The organism is Kaistella gelatinilytica (genome assembly GCF_015679325.1).
Lineage (GTDB): Bacteria > Bacteroidota > Bacteroidia > Flavobacteriales > Weeksellaceae > Kaistella > Kaistella gelatinilytica.
In genome coordinates, this window is record NZ_JADPVI010000002.1 from 472,301 (window position 1) to 488,854 (window position 16,554).

13 protein-coding genes, 1 other RNA gene and 1 pseudogene are annotated in these 16,554 nt (G+C 36.3%); 6 read left to right on the forward strand and 9 right to left on the reverse strand.

From position 1 onward, the window contains the following. Positions 1-38 precede the first annotated feature (38 nt). The 4 genes from IV494_RS09300 to IV494_RS09315 all read right to left on the reverse strand — a co-directional run bounded on the left by IV494_RS09300 (position 39) and on the right by IV494_RS09315 (position 5,342). Positions 39-878 (reverse strand): alpha/beta hydrolase family protein, encoded by an 840-nt coding sequence (locus IV494_RS09300; RefSeq protein ID WP_196079875.1) that lies wholly within the window; start codon positions 876-878, stop codon positions 39-41. A gap of 100 nt (positions 879-978) precedes the next feature. Continuing rightward, positions 979-1,872, reverse strand: coding sequence for a ribokinase (locus tag IV494_RS09305; RefSeq protein ID WP_196079876.1), 894 nt, complete (start codon positions 1,870-1,872; stop codon positions 979-981). A gap of 121 nt (positions 1,873-1,993) precedes the next feature. Beyond that, positions 1,994-2,632 (reverse strand): DUF4241 domain-containing protein, encoded by a 639-nt coding sequence (locus tag IV494_RS09310; protein WP_196079877.1) that lies wholly within the window; start codon positions 2,630-2,632, stop codon positions 1,994-1,996. Between the two features lie 91 nt (positions 2,633-2,723). After that, positions 2,724-5,342: a valine--tRNA ligase gene (locus IV494_RS09315; protein ID WP_196079878.1), complete on the reverse strand. Its 2,619-nt coding sequence runs from the start codon at positions 5,340-5,342 to the stop codon at positions 2,724-2,726. 127 nt (positions 5,343-5,469) lie between these two features. Between IV494_RS09315 and IV494_RS09320 the strand changes: the two genes are divergently transcribed. From IV494_RS09320 to IV494_RS14945, 3 genes and pseudogenes are all read left to right on the forward strand, one after another. Continuing rightward, positions 5,470-5,970, forward strand: coding sequence for a DUF1573 domain-containing protein (locus tag IV494_RS09320; RefSeq protein WP_196079879.1), 501 nt, complete (start codon positions 5,470-5,472; stop codon positions 5,968-5,970). A 96-nt stretch (positions 5,971-6,066) separates the two neighbouring features. Next, positions 6,067-6,936: a PPK2 family polyphosphate kinase gene (locus IV494_RS09325; RefSeq protein ID WP_196079880.1), complete on the forward strand. Its 870-nt coding sequence runs from the start codon at positions 6,067-6,069 to the stop codon at positions 6,934-6,936. Between the two features lie 45 nt (positions 6,937-6,981). Further along, positions 6,982-7,581 (forward strand): annotated as a pseudogene (locus IV494_RS14945) (CPBP family intramembrane glutamic endopeptidase); the annotation flags it as partial. A gap of 194 nt (positions 7,582-7,775) precedes the next feature. Here the strand turns inward: IV494_RS14945 and rnpB are convergent. Next, an RNA gene (gene rnpB, locus IV494_RS09335) (RNase P RNA component class A) lies at positions 7,776-8,104 on the reverse strand. A gap of 115 nt (positions 8,105-8,219) precedes the next feature. Between rnpB and IV494_RS09340 the strand changes: the two genes are divergently transcribed. Then, positions 8,220-9,053 (forward strand): mechanosensitive ion channel family protein, encoded by an 834-nt coding sequence (locus tag IV494_RS09340; RefSeq protein WP_196079881.1) that lies wholly within the window; start codon positions 8,220-8,222, stop codon positions 9,051-9,053. 84 nt (positions 9,054-9,137) lie between these two features. Here the strand turns inward: IV494_RS09340 and IV494_RS09345 are convergent, their stop codons facing one another. The 4 genes from IV494_RS09345 to sucC form a co-directional block, all read right to left on the reverse strand. Next, on the reverse strand, positions 9,138-11,315 hold the full coding sequence (locus IV494_RS09345) for a zinc-dependent metalloprotease (protein ID WP_196079882.1): 2,178 nt from the start codon (positions 11,313-11,315) through the stop codon (positions 9,138-9,140). Positions 11,316-11,330: 15 nt separating this feature from the next. Then, a complete protein-coding gene (locus IV494_RS09350) occupies positions 11,331-11,705 on the reverse strand; it encodes a hypothetical protein (protein WP_196079883.1) in 375 nt (124 codons plus the stop codon). 256 nt (positions 11,706-11,961) lie between these two features. Continuing rightward, positions 11,962-12,540, reverse strand: coding sequence for a hypothetical protein (locus tag IV494_RS09355; RefSeq protein WP_196079884.1), 579 nt, complete (start codon positions 12,538-12,540; stop codon positions 11,962-11,964). A gap of 656 nt (positions 12,541-13,196) precedes the next feature. Beyond that, entirely contained in the window at positions 13,197-14,390 is a 1,194-nt protein-coding gene (gene sucC / locus IV494_RS09360) for an ADP-forming succinate--CoA ligase subunit beta (protein ID WP_196079885.1), read from the reverse strand. 555 nt (positions 14,391-14,945) lie between these two features. Here sucC and IV494_RS09365 point away from each other — a divergent pair. Together IV494_RS09365 and IV494_RS09370 are read left to right on the forward strand one after the other, a co-directional pair. Then, positions 14,946-15,920, forward strand: a complete 975-nt coding sequence (locus tag IV494_RS09365; RefSeq protein ID WP_196079886.1) for a phosphatidylserine decarboxylase — start codon at positions 14,946-14,948, stop codon at positions 15,918-15,920. A gap of 150 nt (positions 15,921-16,070) precedes the next feature. Beyond that, positions 16,071-16,520 (forward strand): PA2169 family four-helix-bundle protein, encoded by a 450-nt coding sequence (locus IV494_RS09370; RefSeq protein ID WP_196079887.1) that lies wholly within the window; start codon positions 16,071-16,073, stop codon positions 16,518-16,520. Positions 16,521-16,554: the final 34 nt, after the last annotated feature.

Below are 16,554 nucleotides of genomic sequence, written 5' to 3' on the forward strand. Positions count from 1 at the left end.
TTAGAAAAATCCGGATGCTAAACGTTTCCGGATTTTTTTTAAAGTTGCTCTAAGGGGATTTGCCAAAGATTTTTATTAAAACTTCGGAAGAAATTAACATGACCGATTTCCTTTTTGGGCGATTCTGAGACCAGAATTTTTCGGTAGGTTTTCTGTAAGTTCGGATAGACATTATTCATGAGATTTTCCATTCCTTTCATGGTCACCCAAGGATCGTCTCCGGCATAAATAATGAAAGTTTCCTGCAATAAATCCTTGGAAATATTCTTCGCAAGTTTATCATAAAGTCGACTCGTCGATTTTTTATTTAAAATTAAAGTCCGCCAATCGTAAGCAACGCCTTTCGCTAAAGATTCGCCCAAACCGAAGCGATGCGCCGGGAAATATCCAAATAACTCGGTCGTAAAAGGAACCGCAATTCCAAAACCTAGTATTCCAGCAATTGCGACCTTCCAGGTAAGATTTCCAATATATGCATCTTGCGTCGCAACGAAAATAAATTTTTCGAAAATAGCAGCATCTTCATTCATTCCAAGAATTAAAGCTCCAACCGAATGACCGAGACAAAATTTTCGGTGATCGGGATAATTTTCTTTAATAAAATTAGTGACTGTTTTAAAATCTTCAGTTCCCCAAATTCTCATGGTTGAATCAAAACCTTTCATTTTTGAGGGTTTTGATTCTCCAATTCCGCGATAATCGTACGTAATCACTGTAAAGCCGTTTTCGGCGAAATATTTGGCAAATGAAAAATAAATCTGCTGTTTCACTCCTGTCGCAGCATTGATGAGCAACAACTTTCCATTTGAATTTTCAGGATCAAAAACTTTTATAGAAATAGGAATTTCATCGGAAGTTGTTAGGATAATTTCTTGCATAAATTTCGATCTGACCTTAAAAGAAAAGGGTAAAATCATTTCCTAAAATTAGGACTTTAGAAAGGAAGAACCATAAATTTAGATATGTTGAAAATAGGATTTACTCTTCGATAAAATCTTTAAGATAAGGCAAACCGCTTTGAGAACCTCGATTCTTAGCCACTTTTAAGGAAACATCATTTCCAAATTTCACGCAATCATCAACAGAATTATTATGACACAGCGCGACTGCGAAACCTGAGGTAAAAGCATCGCCCATTCCCATCTTGTGCAAAACGGAATCATGATCGTTTCTGTAATACTTCATCTCGGAACCATTGAAGTAAGTCGTAGAATTTGAATCATCGCGTACAAAAAGTTTGTTCGGATATTTTCTTAAAATCTGCTCCCGGTTTTCATCCCCAAAAACAATTGAAAGCTCATCACTTTTTGCCACAATGAAAGTTGCACTTTCTATCATCTCCTGCGATAATTTTGTTGCGGGAGAAGCATAAATTCCGATTTTTTTGTTATTGCTTCTGGCTAAATCAACGGTAAACTCTACCACTTCCATGGGAATTTCCAGCTGAACTAAAACTAAATCACTCGTTGTAAAATATTTTTCAGCTTCAATTATATTCTCAATTTTTAAGCAATAATTAGAGGCAGGAACTACTACGATAGAATTAATTCCTTCTGCGGCCGTGACATACGCTGTTCCTGTTGCAACTTCTTCGTTCTCCGAAACAAATCCAACATTCACGTCTTCATCAACTAAATTCCGAAGAATCTGCTGACCAAAAGGATCCATGCCGACACAACCGATAAAATATACACTCGCGCCAAGTCGGGAAGTTCCCACGGCTTGATTTGCGCCTTTTCCACCAAAAAAACTTTCCGATTTTTCGGCCATCACGGTTTCGTTTTGTTTCGGCAAATGATGCGTGTTTAGCACCAGATCGATGGAAGAACTTCCTACGACGATAATTTTCGGTTGTTCTGAAGTGATATTCATTTTTTCTGAAATTTTTATACCTGTAATTTATTTAAAGATAAAGACGCGATAAATCGCGCCTTTAAGACCTACTCACAAATTTATTCTTTTAATTAGAGATTGGAAAATCATTTAACTTTAATTAACTCCCAATTTCTATAAATTCTGTAACGAGTTTCAAAGGTTGACCGTCTTTGCCAAAACCGATATAACTTGCATAAAATCCTTCCCCATAACCGGTTTCGAAAGCGAAAATATTGCCGTCTTTTTCCTCATCGGGTTTTAAAAAGGCAAACTGATCGATCGCGCCATTCTGATCAAAAAAATGTTCGTGGAAAAACTCCTCGTAAATTCCTAAAAATTCTGCGCCTTTTCTATGGAATAATCTCGTTTCCAAATGATTGAGACAATCCTGAGTTTCAAAATCCATGAAACAGCCCATTCCGCTTTCTACAGGATATCCAAAAATTTCTTCCCCTTTTAGTTCATCAATATTCTGATCTTCAGTCGTTGCGAGTTTCCACTCTACAATTTCCTCATCCGCAAAAGTAATTTCTACATAAGCAATACAGTTACTTTCTCTTTCCTTATGAACCAGAACAGGAAATTCTCCCTGTGGAAAATTGATTTTGAATTCCTTCATATCGTTCGTAATCAACGGATCGCAGGCAATGATTCTGCCCGTCGGAAGATTAATGATTCCCGCGTCGAAGCTTTCGAGTAAAGGATTTTCGACAAAATTTTTGGTGAAAAGGTTTTTTATGTTATCCAGGTGCTGCATAATGATGATCAAAAAGTAAAGATAATAGAAAAAAGGCTAAAAAAACAACGTTTCCTAAGCCTTTTATTTTTTGGTTTTTGAATGAATATTTCTAGAGTTTTCTTAATTTTTCCTCGAGAAGAATAATTTTGTCCTGTGCATCTTTCTGTTTTTTACGTTCAGATTCTACGACTTCCGGTTTTGCATTGGCTACAAATTTTTCGTTGGATAATTTCTTTTCCACGGAAATTAAAAAGCCTTTCAGATATTTTATTTCTTCCTCAGCTTTCTCTTTTTCTTCCCCTAAATCAAGGTTCTCACTCAATGGAATTGAAACTTCTGTTCCTCCAATTAAGAAAGAATAACTTGGTTTATCGGTTTTTGTAGTGAAATTGATCTGAGAGATATTGGCTAATTTCTTCACCAATTGTTCATTATCAAAACTTGCTGCATTCGTGAAAACTTCTACTTCTTCGCGTGGAGAAATCCCTTTGCTTTGACGGTAATTTCGAACTCCGGAAATGAGTTCTTTTGAAATTTCAAAATCTTTAATAATGCTTTCATTAAAGGTTGCATCTTTTTTCTGCTGCGAAATTACCAAAGCATTTTCGGGTGTTCTTTCGGAAATGTTCTGCCATAATTCTTCTGATAAAAACGGCATAAATGGATGAAGCAGTTTCATCAGTTCCTCAAAATAAACAATCGTCTGATCATAAACTTCTTGTGAAATTGGTTCGCCATAAGCTGGTTTAATGGCTTCGAGATACCAGGAACAGAAATCGTCCCAAATCAATTTGTACAATAAATGCAAGGCATCAGAAATCCTGAATTTTGCGAATTGATCAGCAATTTCTGCAATTGTTTTGTCCATCTGATTTCCGAACCACTCAATGGCTTGCTTATCGGAATCGTTGGCTTTAATCGTTACTTCTTTATTCCAACCTTGAATGAGTTTGTAGGCATTCCATATTTTAGTGGCGAAATTTCTTCCCTGCAACATCAATTCTTCGTCGAAAAGCAGATCATTTCCGGCGGCGGAACTTAGCAAACTTCCAACACGAACTCCATCTGCACCATATTTTTCAATTAATTCAATCGGATCCGGAGAATTTCCTAATTGCTTCGACATTTTGCGTCGTTGTTTATCGCGAACAATCCCGGTGAAATAAACGTTTTTGAAAGGAACTTCTTTTCGGTATTCCAAACCAGCCATGATCATTCGAGCAACCCAAAAGAAAATAATATCTGGTCCTGTTACCAAATCAGAGGTTGGATAATAATAATTGATGTCTTTGTTATCTGGATCTGAAATTCCATCAAAAACTGACATTGGCCATAACCAGGAAGAAAACCAGGTGTCGAGCGCGTCTTCGTCTTGCTTTAAATGATCAATCGTCAATTCTTGGTTGTTGGATTTTTCCTTGGCTAAAATCAAAGCTTCCTCAATTGTTTCAGCAACTACGAAATCGTCTTGGCCTTCTCCATAGAAAAAAGCCGGGATTTGCTGTCCCCACCAAAGCTGACGAGAAATATTCCAGTCGCGGATGTTTTCCATCCAGTGTTTATAAGTATTTTTGAATTTTTCCGGGTGAAATTTCACCTCATCATTCATCACAACATCTAAAGCAGGTTTTGCCATATCTGCCATTTTCAAAAACCACTGTACAGAAACTTTCGGCTCAATGACAGCGCCCGTTCTTTCAGAGGTCCCTACTTTATTGACGTAATCTTCTGCTTTTAATAAAAGATCTTTTTCTTCCAGTTCTTTCGCAATTTGTTTTCGAACTTCGAATCTGTTTTTTCCGGCGTAATGTAAACCGTGTTCATTTAAATTCGCATCATCATCCAAAGAATCGATCATTTGCAAACCATGCCGTTTCCCGATCTCATAATCATTAATATCATGAGCTGGCGTAATTTTCAAAGCCCCTGTTCCGAATTCAATATCTACATATTCATCTTCAATAATAGGAACGACGCGATCAACGATGGGAACAATTACTTTTTTACCACGCAAATGGGCGTAACGCTCGTCATTAGGATTGATACAAACTGCAGTATCACCGAAAATGGTTTCAGGACGAGTTGTTGCAACAGAAAGAAATTCTTCTGTGCCTTCAATTTTATATTTTAAATAATAAAGTTTTCCATTTTGCTCTTTGAAGATCACTTCTTCATCAGAAATGTTGGTTTTAGCTTCCGGATCCCAATTGACCATTCTGTAACCTCGATAAATGAGTCCTTTATTATAAAGATCTACGAAAGATTTAATGACTTGAGAAGATAATTTTGGTTCTAAAGTGAAACGCGTTCTTTCCCAATCGCAGGAACAACCCAATTTCTTCAACTGTTCCAGAATTGTTCCGCCATATTTATCGGTCCAATCCCACGCGTGTTTTAAAAATTCCTCGCGGGAAAGATCTGATTTATTTATTCCTTCTGACTTCAGTTTTGCCACTACTTTCGCTTCCGTTGCGATAGAAGCATGATCAGTTCCCGGAACCCAGCAAGCATTGAAACCCTGCATTCTTGCACGACGAACCAAAACATCCTGAATCGTATTGTTCAGCATATGTCCCATGTGAAGAATTCCCGTCACATTTGGCGGTGGAATGACGATGGTATAGGGTGGTTTTTCGTTAGGTTCTGAATGGAAATAATTATTTTCTAACCAGTATTTATACCACTTATTTTCTGTTTCCTGTGGATTATATTTTTCTGAAATCTGCATAAAGGCTGTTCTTTGGCTTAATAGATGCAAAAATAGGCAAATAAAAAAAATTTACCTTCATATTGATTTAATTTTTAACTTTGTCATAGAAATTTTATCAAACAATCAATAAAAACAATTTAAAAATATGAAAAAGATTTTCGCAGGTTTATTTTTAACCGCATCTTTAGTATTTGCTTCGGCGCAGACAATTTCATTCGATAAGACAACATTTGACTATGGAAATGTGAAAGCGGGTGCAGACGGACACCGATTTTTCGTAGTAAAAAATACGGGAGACAAACCTCTGATTATTTCAAAAGTTCAGGCATCTTGCGGATGTACAACACCGGAATGGAGCCAGGATCCTATTATGCCAGGAAAAACAGCTCAGATCAAAGTAGGTTATAACACAACACTTGTAGGTCCTTTCACAAAAATTATTGAAGTTTATTCTAATGATCCTGCAAACAGCAGATCGGTGATCAACATCAAAGGAACAATTGAAGCCGGAGCGGCTGTACCAGCTGCAACTACAGCAGCAGCGGTGGTAGAAACCAAAGCAGACGCGAAAGTTGCGACAATGGGTATGGATCAGTCTGCTGACACTTCTATGAAAAAAGGAAAGTCAGCTAAAGCAAAAAAATAGTTAAAGAAAAACTTTCTAAATAAAAGTTTTTTAAATAAATCATGAAATCACTTCGTAATTGAAGTGATTTTTTTATTTTTAATGAAAATTAAAACAATGGATTTAAATTTCAGCGACAACTTTATCGTAAAAGGAAAATTCTCTATCAAAAAAGCAAACACCGAATATTCCGGGAAACTGGATAAAGAGGAGGGAAAGAAAATGCTGGAGAAGGAAAAAGATAAACTTCGGGCGCTGCAGGAAAAGCTGTATGCCGACAGTGGAAAGTCGCTATTGATCGTGATTCAGGCAATGGATGCGGCTGGAAAAGACTCTTTGATCGAACACGTTTTTGGTGGCGTAAATCCACAAGGTTGTGTTGTACACAGTTTTAAAGCACCAAGTCCGAAAGAGTATTCCCATGATTTCTTGTGGCGTCATTATATTGCGCTGCCGGAAAAAGGAAAAATTGGTATTTTTAACCGAAGTCATTATGAAAGTGTTTTGGTGTGCAAAGTTCATCCTGAATATAACCTGAGCGAAAAAACCTGGGATTCAGTAGATGATTTTGACGCTACCTTTTGGAAAAACCGGTATGAAAGCATTCGGAACTTCGAAAAGCATTTATCAGAAAACGGAACTACGGTTGTGAAAATATTTCTGAACGTTTCCCAAAAAGAACAGAAAAAGAGATTTCTGGACAGAATTAATGAGCCCGATAAAAACTGGAAATTTTCGTCCGGTGATTTGCCGGAACGTGCGTTGTGGGATCAATATATGAAAGCCTATGAAGAAGCGATAAACGAAACTTCAAAAGACTGCGCGCCCTGGTTTGTACTGCCCGCAGATCATAAATGGTTTACCAGAATTGCCGCAATTCAGATCATCATTGATGCTTTAGAAAAAATGAATCTGAAATTCCCGACGCTCTCCGAGAAAGAAACTGCAGCTTTGGCCGATGCAAAAAAACATCTGGAAAGTGAATAAAATCATCCAGCAGCAGAAATTATGAAGATTTGGAAAGCGATTTTAATGACCGTTTTATTTCAGTTAAGCACAACTCTGATCGACTTTCCACTTCTATTTTCGCGAGACTACTTTTATAATACTGAAGGAACTGATCTTCTTTTAACTACACAACTTTTTTTGAATTTTACGTTTTATGGGTTTTGGACTTATTATATATTCAAACAAGTTCACTTTAAATATGAGGACGAAAAGAAAGTTAATTTTGATTTAATATTTGCTGTATTTATTATATTCACAGGCTTTTACTTTTTCACAAAGCCACTTTTCTATATCTATCAGTATTTGAAAGTGGGAAACGGCACCTTTAGTAATTATCATCAAAAAACGTGGGCTGATCTAAAAAATCATTACAATATCGTTTATGTCATTGGTTTGATAATTTTCGCGCCTGTTTTTGAAGAAATATTTTTTCGAAGGTTTTTATTTGTGAAACTTTTAGAAAAATATAATTTCTGGTTATCGATCATTGTATCCTCCATCCTATTTTCAGCAATTCATTTACCCTCCTATAATAATTTACTACCGACCTTTTTTTTGGGAATGCTTTCAGGATTTATTTACTATAAGACCAGAAAAATCATTTATTCGATTCTTCTACATTTGCTCTTAAATGCATCTTTCCTCTATTTGGCGTACTCAGAATTTGGATTTAAATTTCACTCTTATTTCTCACGGAATGCCTTTAACGCAACATTTTGGGCAATTAATCTGGGAGGTTGTATATTGTTATATTTTGGATATAAAGTTCTTTTGAAAACTTTAGAAAAAGAAAATTTGAGAATGGCAGAATTTAAAAACCCACAAGAAAAACTATAAGCCGGATTCTGTAAACTGACCGAAGTCAAAATGCCTGTTATTTATCTACGTTGTACATTGCTGCAAAACTTTAGCTGATTACCCCTCGGTTTTTGGAGCGAGCCACTCCTATTTTCATTTCTGAAAAAATCCGATATACTTAACATTGCACCGCAAAGAGTTTACCTGGTTTCACTATAAATTAATATACATACTTTCTGTTGCACTTGTCCTGATCTCACGACCGACGGATGTTATCCGCTTTGCTGCTCTTTGGTGTCCGGACTTTCCTACCCCAAACGAATCTGGAATCAACAAGCCGTTTTTCTTGTGGAGGGCAAATATAAGATAATTCTGAATATTTGTTAGTTGTGCAATTTTAGATTTTAGGTTTTGGACAGAAAATTGCTAAGAAGAGACTTTAAAAATTGTCTTACATTTGAATTATGAATTATTACGAAACAATACTTTCTGTTCTGGATAAATGGTACAAAGGATTTGCGGAAGCAACGCCCAGAATTGCGGTAGGGATTTTGGTATTCCTGCTTTTTTTAGCGCTAAGCTCTTTTCTAAGTAAGATTTCGGTAAGGATTTTTCATAAATTTTTCCCCAAAAGTAAGAACAGATCGGTTGTCGCGTTAATTAAAGTTTTCAAATTTCTCATCATTCTTTCAGGTGCATTCATCTCTCTGGAAATAATGGGAATGGGCGGATTTGTTCTGAAATTTATTGGAAGTTTGGGAGTTGCCGGAGTGGTCGCCGGAGTTGCTCTGAAGGATCTAGTTTCTTCGATGTTTTCTGGAGCTTTGGTCGGAATTGACAAATCTTTTGCAGATGGCGATTACGTTTCCATAAAAGATGTAACAGGAGTTGTAGAAAAAATTGGCTTCTTGACCACGAAAATCATTACTGATGAAGGTAAAAAAGTTTTCGTCCCAAATCAACTTATTTTCAGTGCGCCATTCATCAATTATTCGGCATCAGGACAGCGAAAAGTTTTCCTTGATTTACAAATTGCGAGCGATCAGGATCTGGAGAAAACGACAAAAGTTATTCTGGATGAAATTAAAACTTTCGATGCTACAGATCATATCGATGAAGCTCAGGTCATTATTTTAAAACAATCTTTTGGAATTTTCTATTTGCAAGCTCGATTTTTCATGAAGAAAGGAGAAAATATTGCGAAGGTCAAAAGTGATGCGCTGTTAAAATTAAAAAATAAATTAGAAGAATCCGGAATAAGACTGGCTACTCAAATACAGACTGACCCAAGTATTTAATCAACAGACATCTTTAATCAAAATTTATATAAAAAAAGGATGCTGAATTAACAGCATCCTTTCCTATTTTAAGAAATTTAAGAATTATTTTTTGATCATAAATTTTTCACTTAATTTTTCTCCGGTTTTCATTTCAATGTTTAAAATGTAATTTCCGTTGATCAATTTTTCTACATTAATTTTTCCATCTTTTGAAACATTTCCGGCACTCACCAATCTTCCTGTGGTATCGTAAATTTTATAAGACGCACTTTCAGATTTATTCATTTTAATGTTTACCTCATGTTTCGCAGGATTCGGATAAATTCCAATATTTTTTGTACTGCTGTCAAGGGTCGCCAAATTCTTTTTAACAGAAAAGAAAGAGGAATTCAAAGCGTAGTAAATATTATTTACAGCTTTCACCATTATTCTTGCAGAAGCAATATCTAAATTTGGCAGCATTACCGAAGCTGAACCATTGTTTGCAACCGTGGCAAGAACAACATCGAAGTTGGCACCATTATCTTTAGACAAAAGTATTTGAACTTGCGCTGTATTTACTGGTGCAACGTTTGTTCCGGCAACATTCCAGGTCACTGTAATTGCATTTGCTGCATCATATTGAATATTGGTAGACTGCGAGGTCACTACAAACGGACCTGAATTGTCAACTTTTACCAACATTAAATCTCTTGCTGCCTGATTTCCAGTTGGTCGGTTATCATTAACTAAAAGAGAGAAATTTAAATTTCTTGCTACACTTGGCGTCACTTCCCATTTTGGAACAAGATTATTTGCCAAAACTGAACTCATCACCGGAAAATATCTGGAAGGCGAAACTGTAGCGTACAAAGATCGGTACACTGGTCCTCCAGTAGCTGTAGCAACAGGCGGTTGCGTATTACTGGTATTATCCAGCTGTTCCCATAAATAGGTGATCGGATCATTATCCGGATCGGTCCCAACACCCGTTAAAACAAAAGCAGTTCCTTTCGGGATCGTATAATCCAAGCCTGCATCTGCAGTAGGAACCTGATTATTATTTGCCGTTTTTACAGAACAGTCAGATCCTCTTCTAACAACATTGTACATTTCATTCACACTTGCAGAGTGAAAATAGGCATCACTATTTGGTTGTACGTTATTTACCCCACAAATTCCGGCGTAAGCCATAATTGTTGTGCCACTTCCCGGTTCGAATGCGGTTGCGTTGTTTACGTTTCCGCCGCCACAAGATCCCGTTCCGGCACGAAAAGTATGATTTCCACCAAATTGATGACCCATTTCATGCGCAACATAATCAATATCAAATGCATCATTGATCGGCGCACCAGAACCTGTAACTCCTTCTGCTTTACTTGTTGTACAGATCACGCCTAAACCAGCAACTCCACCACCGCCGGTAGAAAAAACGTGTCCAATATCATAATTTGCCGATCCTATTATTGAATTAAGAGTTGCTGTATTTTCATCTAACATTGCAACTCCATCATTATTGGTGTAAGGATCTGTCGCAGCATTCGTGTAAACGATTAAATTGTTGTTAGCGACCATTACCATAGTAACAGAAATTGTTTTTTCGTAAACCCCATTCACTCTGGTCATTGTTACCGCCATTGCAGCTAAAGCTTTTGGAACGGTTCCACCGTGGAAAGCTGTGTATTCTCCAGTTGCCGCAAGTGCCAAACGATAAGTTCGAAATTTACCATCAAATACAAGAGGTGCTTTTCCATTAATATCAGCTTCGGTCTGCTCTCTTAATTCTTTTACATCACATTGAAAAAGACGGTCGTTTGCAGGAAGATCTTCTCTTTTGTAGAAGATATATTTTGAAAGGTCTTTGGTGTAGTTATCTAAATAACTGATTTCCCATCCATCAAAATACATCGCACTGATCCCGTTGTCTGGAGTTACGCTAAAACGAATTGAGTTTTGCTTGTTATTTTGTTCCCAACCTACATAAGAGCGGATATCCGGATATTTCGCCTGAAGTTGAGGCTCCATTACAGAAGCTTCCTGTACGATATACTTTTTGAAAGTGCCGTCTGCACCAGGAAAAGTAATTAATTTCGATTCATCAGCAGAAAATCGCTGCGGAACTTTTGACAGATCATTTTTCAGTTGAACCAGATTGACTTCATAGACCGTGATCTTTTTTGGCTGAACCCAGCGTTGCGCAACATTCTCTTTTGGAACAGTATTAACTTTGGCCCAGTAGTTTTGTCCGAAACCCATCACTGCGAGGAGCATCAGCGAAAGAGTAAAAATTTTTGTTTTCATAAGTAGGTATTGAATTTATTGTTTAGAATATTTAATGTCTATTTTTTTGGGAGTTATTTTTTGAAGTATTTTAATTAAAACATTAGGCGCTGTTCTAATCGTTTTCGCAATTTGAGGATTGTCAAAATCCTCTACATCGATCATTAAAATATTGTTTTGAAGATATACCCTTTTAATATTCACATCGTTCGAATTTTTTAAGATAGGTTTAAAAATTACGTAGGATTCGTCATCGTTTACGTGTGGAATTGGAGGTGATCTTTGGCCTCCATAATTTTTTCGGATTGCTTCATAGACGGCGTTCATTTGCTTTTGTGAATCGATGATCAAAAATTTTTTCGGCGTCAGGCTAAAGTTGTGATGATAAACATCTTCAAATTCAAGATTCATTTTTTTCGATTTATTTTGAGATAAACACGATACAAAAAAGAGTGATAAAAGCAGTGCGATAGGTTTCATACATAGTGATAATAGTGCGTCTGAAATTATTTATTATTTGACCCGTTTCGTAAGTAAAGTTAAACGATTCTCAAGGAATATTCCCTTTGCTCAACAAATACTTAAAAAAATTCCTTTTAAGGGAAATAACAGGTCATTAATTGAAATTATATTTTTTGCCGATATAATTTTATTTAAAACTTATCACTTAATTTTTATGCATGTTCGTAGAATCTACCATCACGATCTCACCAGTAACAAATGGAGGAGGAATAGACACCACTTTCTTCGTAGGTTTCTGTACAAGCGATTTTTTTTTCGGCTTTGATTGAGGATTTATTAGAGAAGAATCTGTCTTCACCGGTGCAAGCTTTCCAAGAGGAAAACCTTGACCGAGTGGCTGCATTCTCGATTTTATTGTATCTGAACCATGTGCTGAAGCCAAAGTCTGCTGCTGCACCACATTTTTTTTCTCGCAACCTGTAAGTACGAATAAAAAGGTTACGGCAGAAACCATCAAACCAAACCTTGAAAAATGTTGATTGGTGTAGAGATTCATCCGGACGACGAATTTCTGTAACCTATTGTAAGTGATGATTTGATCTGGTTTTAATCTGCCACAGATGTTTCCGTTTTCCTGCTCATAAATTTTTGAAATTTCAAGTGAAGAGGTTTCCGTAAAATCATAGACTTTCTTCTGACAGACACCACAGAATTTTCCTTTTTCTTCGGGCGACATATCTTCCCAGTTTTCGTGACAGGGTTTTGGGATGGTGAAGTTTTTCATGCTCAAAAGTTTTGTAGAATAAAGAAAAATTATTTCAATATAAATGTACACTTATTTTAAACTTTGGAAAGTAGAAAATCTTTTGAAATAAAATCTGCTATTTCCTGCTGGTGATTTCTCACAAAGACGCAAAATTTTTACGCAATGACCGCAAAGATATTTTTTGGAATTAATAAAAGTATAAGAAAGTTTGGCTTTTTAAATAAGTATAAAATTGATCACTTGCGTATTTAACCGTGTCAAGGTTCGAAACCTTGACACGGTTTTATAAAAATCGGTTTTTCAAAAATGTTTTAGGGTTTCTATTATTTACAGAATGACGATTTTATAATTTGTCTGACTGAGCATTCCTTAAAGACATATCACTTCGTTTAAACCAAAATTTTAGACTTTATTTTTCAGCTGAATCAGTGAAGATCTGTGGAATCTGTGCGACAAAAAATAACAAAAATATTTTGCAAAAGCCTTCAATCAATAACAAACCCCAAACTAGCCCCGATTGAAACGGCATCCTTTTTTGACAAGGAACGAGGAAAAAAAGATAGAGCCCTTCGACAGTCTCAGGATAAACTCCAAGCCGGAAATAGCTAATAAAAAGAAATAAAAAAAACCGCCTCAAATTAATGAAACGGTTTCTCTTTTATATTTTAAAAATCTTAGTGACCTAAAACTTCTTTTACTTTATTAGCAGCTTCTTCCAAAGTGATCACGGAATGAACCGGTAAACCAGAATCATCGATCAATTGTTTTGCTTCTACTGCATTGGTACCTTGAAGCCGAACGATCAAAGGAACAGGAAGACTTCCCATCGCTTTGTAAGCATCTACGATTCCCTGTGCAACACGGTCGCAACGAACAATCCCACCAAAAATATTGATCAAAATTGCTTTTACGTTTGGATCTTTCAAGATAATTCCGAAAGCTTTCTGAACTCTTTCAGCATCGGCAGTACCACCAACGTCTAAGAAGTTTGCAGGATTACCGCCGGATAATTTGATAATATCCATCGTCGCCATCGCAAGACCAGCTCCGTTTACCATACAGGCAACGTCACCATCTAACTTCACGAAGTTCAAACCAGCTTCACCAGCTTCAACATCCGTCGCATCTTCTTCTCTTGTATCTCTTAATTCAGCCAGATCTTTGTGACGGAATAAAGCGTTGTCATCTAAAGAAACCTTAGCATCAACCGCAAGAATTCTATTGTCAGAAGTTTTTAAAACGGGGTTAATTTCGAAAAGTGAAGCATCAATTCCAACATAAGCGTTGTAAAGAGAAGCGATGAATTTTACGAAATCTTTGTGAGCAGCACCTTCTAAACCTAAGTTGAAAGCGATTTTTCTTGCCTGAAAACCTTGCAAACCAACACCTGGATCAACCACTTCGTTATGAATTAAATGTGGCGTTACTTCTGCAACGTGCTCAATATCCATTCCACCTTCTGTAGAATAAACGATCATATTTTTCCCTTGTGCTCTGTCTAAAAGAATAGAAACATAAAATTCTTTTGTTTCAGTTTCGCCAGGTTGATAAACATCTTCCGCAACTAAAATGAAATTCACTTTTTTCCCTTCTGCCGAAGTTTGTGGAGTCACCAACTGCATTCCAATAATGTTTTTAGCATTTTCTTTCAGTTTTTCCATGGTTGGAGAAAACTTTACGCCGCCGCCTTTTCCACGTCCACCTGCGTGAACCTGAGCTTTAACAACCCAGCCTTCGTTTCCGTTCATTTCTGTCAACTTTTTTGCTGCAGCTTCAGCTTCGTCAACATTATTTGCGATAAAACCTCGTTGGATGTTTACGCCGTATTTTGCCAAAATTTCTTTCGATTGGTACTCGTGAAGATTCATATTATTTTTGTTAGATATTTATTTTTTTTAAAGATTTACAAATTTAAGAAAATTTGCTTAGATACTGGGATTCGTGTTTAAATTATTTGGGGCGCACATTTGACTTTATTGAAAGGCTTTTTTTTGATTTTTTTGGGGCGCACATTTCCGCCCTCCACTCCCGCTTTTTTTCTTGGTGACTTCGGCTTTGCTCAGTCATCAATAAAAAAGAGCTCCGTTCAGGTCGGGGCGCGATTATTTTCTCACTAGAAATATTTTTTTTATTACAACTGAACGTTTCGATCTATTGACAGATGAGCACAGTGGTATCAAAATTTTTCGGCTCACAGATTTCACGGATTGACACAGATTCTTAACTACAAACTTTTCACAAGAATAAAAAAAGAGTTCATCCGTGAAAATCCGTGCAAATCTGTGCGGAAGAAAACATATTGTCGAATCGTTATGATGGCAAACTTAATCTGAGTGATTACTCCATGATCTAATTTTAAATTGTAAATGTTGACCAAAGTCTTTCAATGATTAACTAAATTTGTCAGTCAGCAACTTATTAATATGAAATTTAAAAAGCCAAATAAAAAGTGGGGTTTAATATGGTTGATTTCGATCATCATTTTCATCCTTGCTATTTTTCCCGTTCCGTCGCAACATCCCATCAAATATATTGAGAGAGCAACCGGCGAGGTTAAAATTGAAAATGTTTATGGGGAAAAATGGCTGGATTGGCTTTATCATAATCCCGTCGGCGAAGCGACTTTATTTACCATCGCAAAACGAAAATTTATCACTTCAATTTACGGAGACATGATGGATGATCCCAAATCCGCTAAGAAAATTGCGCCATTTGTAAAAGAATATGAGGTTGACCTCAGCATTGCTCAAGAACAAAATTTCACCAGTTTTAATGATTTTTTTACGCGGAAACTCAAACCTGAAGCAAGACCAATCGTTGCAGATTCTCTCGCAGCAGCTTCTCCCGCTGACGGAAAAATTTTAGCATACGAAAATGTAAAAAATTCAGATTTTTATATAAAAGGTTTCAGATTTAATGTTGACTCCTTTTTAAGTAACCCAGAATTATCAAAAAAATATGAAGACGGAAGCATGATCGTTTTTCGACTTGCACCACCCGATTATCATCGGTATCATTTTCCAGTAAGCGGAACTACCGCAAGTTCAAATACAAAGATTGATGGTTATTACTACTCTGTAAGTCCCTTGGCACTTCGTAAAAAAGCCGAAATCTTCTGCCTGAATAAAAGAGAATACGGCGTTATAAAAAATCCGGTTTTTGGCGATGTCGTTATGGTAGAAGTTGGAGCAACAATGGTGGGAAGTATGATTCAAACTTATACAGGCACGACGGTTAAAAAAGGCGAAGAAAAAGGTTATTTCAAATTTGGCGGCTCAACGGTAGTTTTATTATTTGAGAAAGACAGGATCAAAATTGACAACGATTTATTAATTAACACTTCAAAAGGATTGGAAACAACCATCAAAATGGGCGAACAAATTGGGGTGAAAAAGTAAATGTTTGTATCAGCAATCAGAACTTTAATTCATAAAAACATCATTTACTAGTACTTTCTAGAATATTAAAATTAAAACTCCTTTCGAAAAGCAAAATGATTTTAAAATGGTAATTTAGTGGTATCCAAAAAATCACAATAATCTTTTAAGATGGAAAATAATAAAACTGTAGAGACATTGAATGAATTATTACAAATCATCAATGACAGAATAGAAGGTTTTAAAAATATTGATTCAAAAATGATTGAATCTTATTCTGGACTCAAAGAAGAATATGATCACAAGCTCGTTGAATCTTATAATATGAGAACAGAATTGACGGCTCTAATTGAAGAAAAAGGAGGCGATCCGAATAATACAACGACGATTGCGGGAGGAATACACAGAGCTTGGCTCGATTTCAAAAATTCCATTTCTAGCGATCAGGATGAAATTTCACTGGAGACTGTTCTTTCTGGAGAAAATGCCGCAATTAAAGCTTTTGAAAACGCGCTTAAGAGTGGCAATCTTTGCTCAGAAAGCAGCAAAGTAGTTCAGGATCAACTGCAGGAATTGAGATCTTCTTACGATAAATTCAGTCAATTGGAAAAAAATTTATAAATCTCTATCAAGCAGCTTTTTTAAAAGTTTTTCT

Bases quoted from the DNA above. Each gene is read 5' to 3' on its own strand.
- IV494_RS09320 (WP_196079879.1), top strand. From the start codon at position 5,470: ATGAAAAAGATTTTCGCAGGTTTATTTTTAACCGCATCTTTAGTATTT.
- IV494_RS09300 (WP_196079875.1), bottom strand. From the start codon at position 878: ATGCAAGAAATTATCCTAACAACTTCCGATGAAATTCCTATTTCTATA.
- IV494_RS09310 (WP_196079877.1), bottom strand. From the start codon at position 2,632: ATGCAGCACCTGGATAACATAAAAAACCTTTTCACCAAAAATTTTGTC.
- IV494_RS09365 (WP_196079886.1), top strand. From the start codon at position 14,946: ATGAAATTTAAAAAGCCAAATAAAAAGTGGGGTTTAATATGGTTGATT.
- IV494_RS09355 (WP_196079884.1), bottom strand. From the start codon at position 12,540: ATGAAAAACTTCACCATCCCAAAACCCTGTCACGAAAACTGGGAAGAT.
- IV494_RS09315 (WP_196079878.1), bottom strand. From the start codon at position 5,342: ATGCAGATTTCAGAAAAATATAATCCACAGGAAACAGAAAATAAGTGG.
- IV494_RS09350 (WP_196079883.1), bottom strand. From the start codon at position 11,705: ATGAATCTTGAATTTGAAGATGTTTATCATCACAACTTTAGCCTGACG.
- IV494_RS09345 (WP_196079882.1), bottom strand. From the start codon at position 11,315: ATGAAAACAAAAATTTTTACTCTTTCGCTGATGCTCCTCGCAGTGATG.
- sucC (WP_196079885.1), bottom strand. From the start codon at position 14,390: ATGAATCTTCACGAGTACCAATCGAAAGAAATTTTGGCAAAATACGGC.
- IV494_RS09305 (WP_196079876.1), bottom strand. From the start codon at position 1,872: ATGAATATCACTTCAGAACAACCGAAAATTATCGTCGTAGGAAGTTCT.
- IV494_RS09340 (WP_196079881.1), top strand. From the start codon at position 8,220: ATGAATTATTACGAAACAATACTTTCTGTTCTGGATAAATGGTACAAA.
- IV494_RS09370 (WP_196079887.1), top strand. From the start codon at position 16,071: ATGGAAAATAATAAAACTGTAGAGACATTGAATGAATTATTACAAATC.
- IV494_RS09325 (WP_196079880.1), top strand. From the start codon at position 6,067: ATGGATTTAAATTTCAGCGACAACTTTATCGTAAAAGGAAAATTCTCT.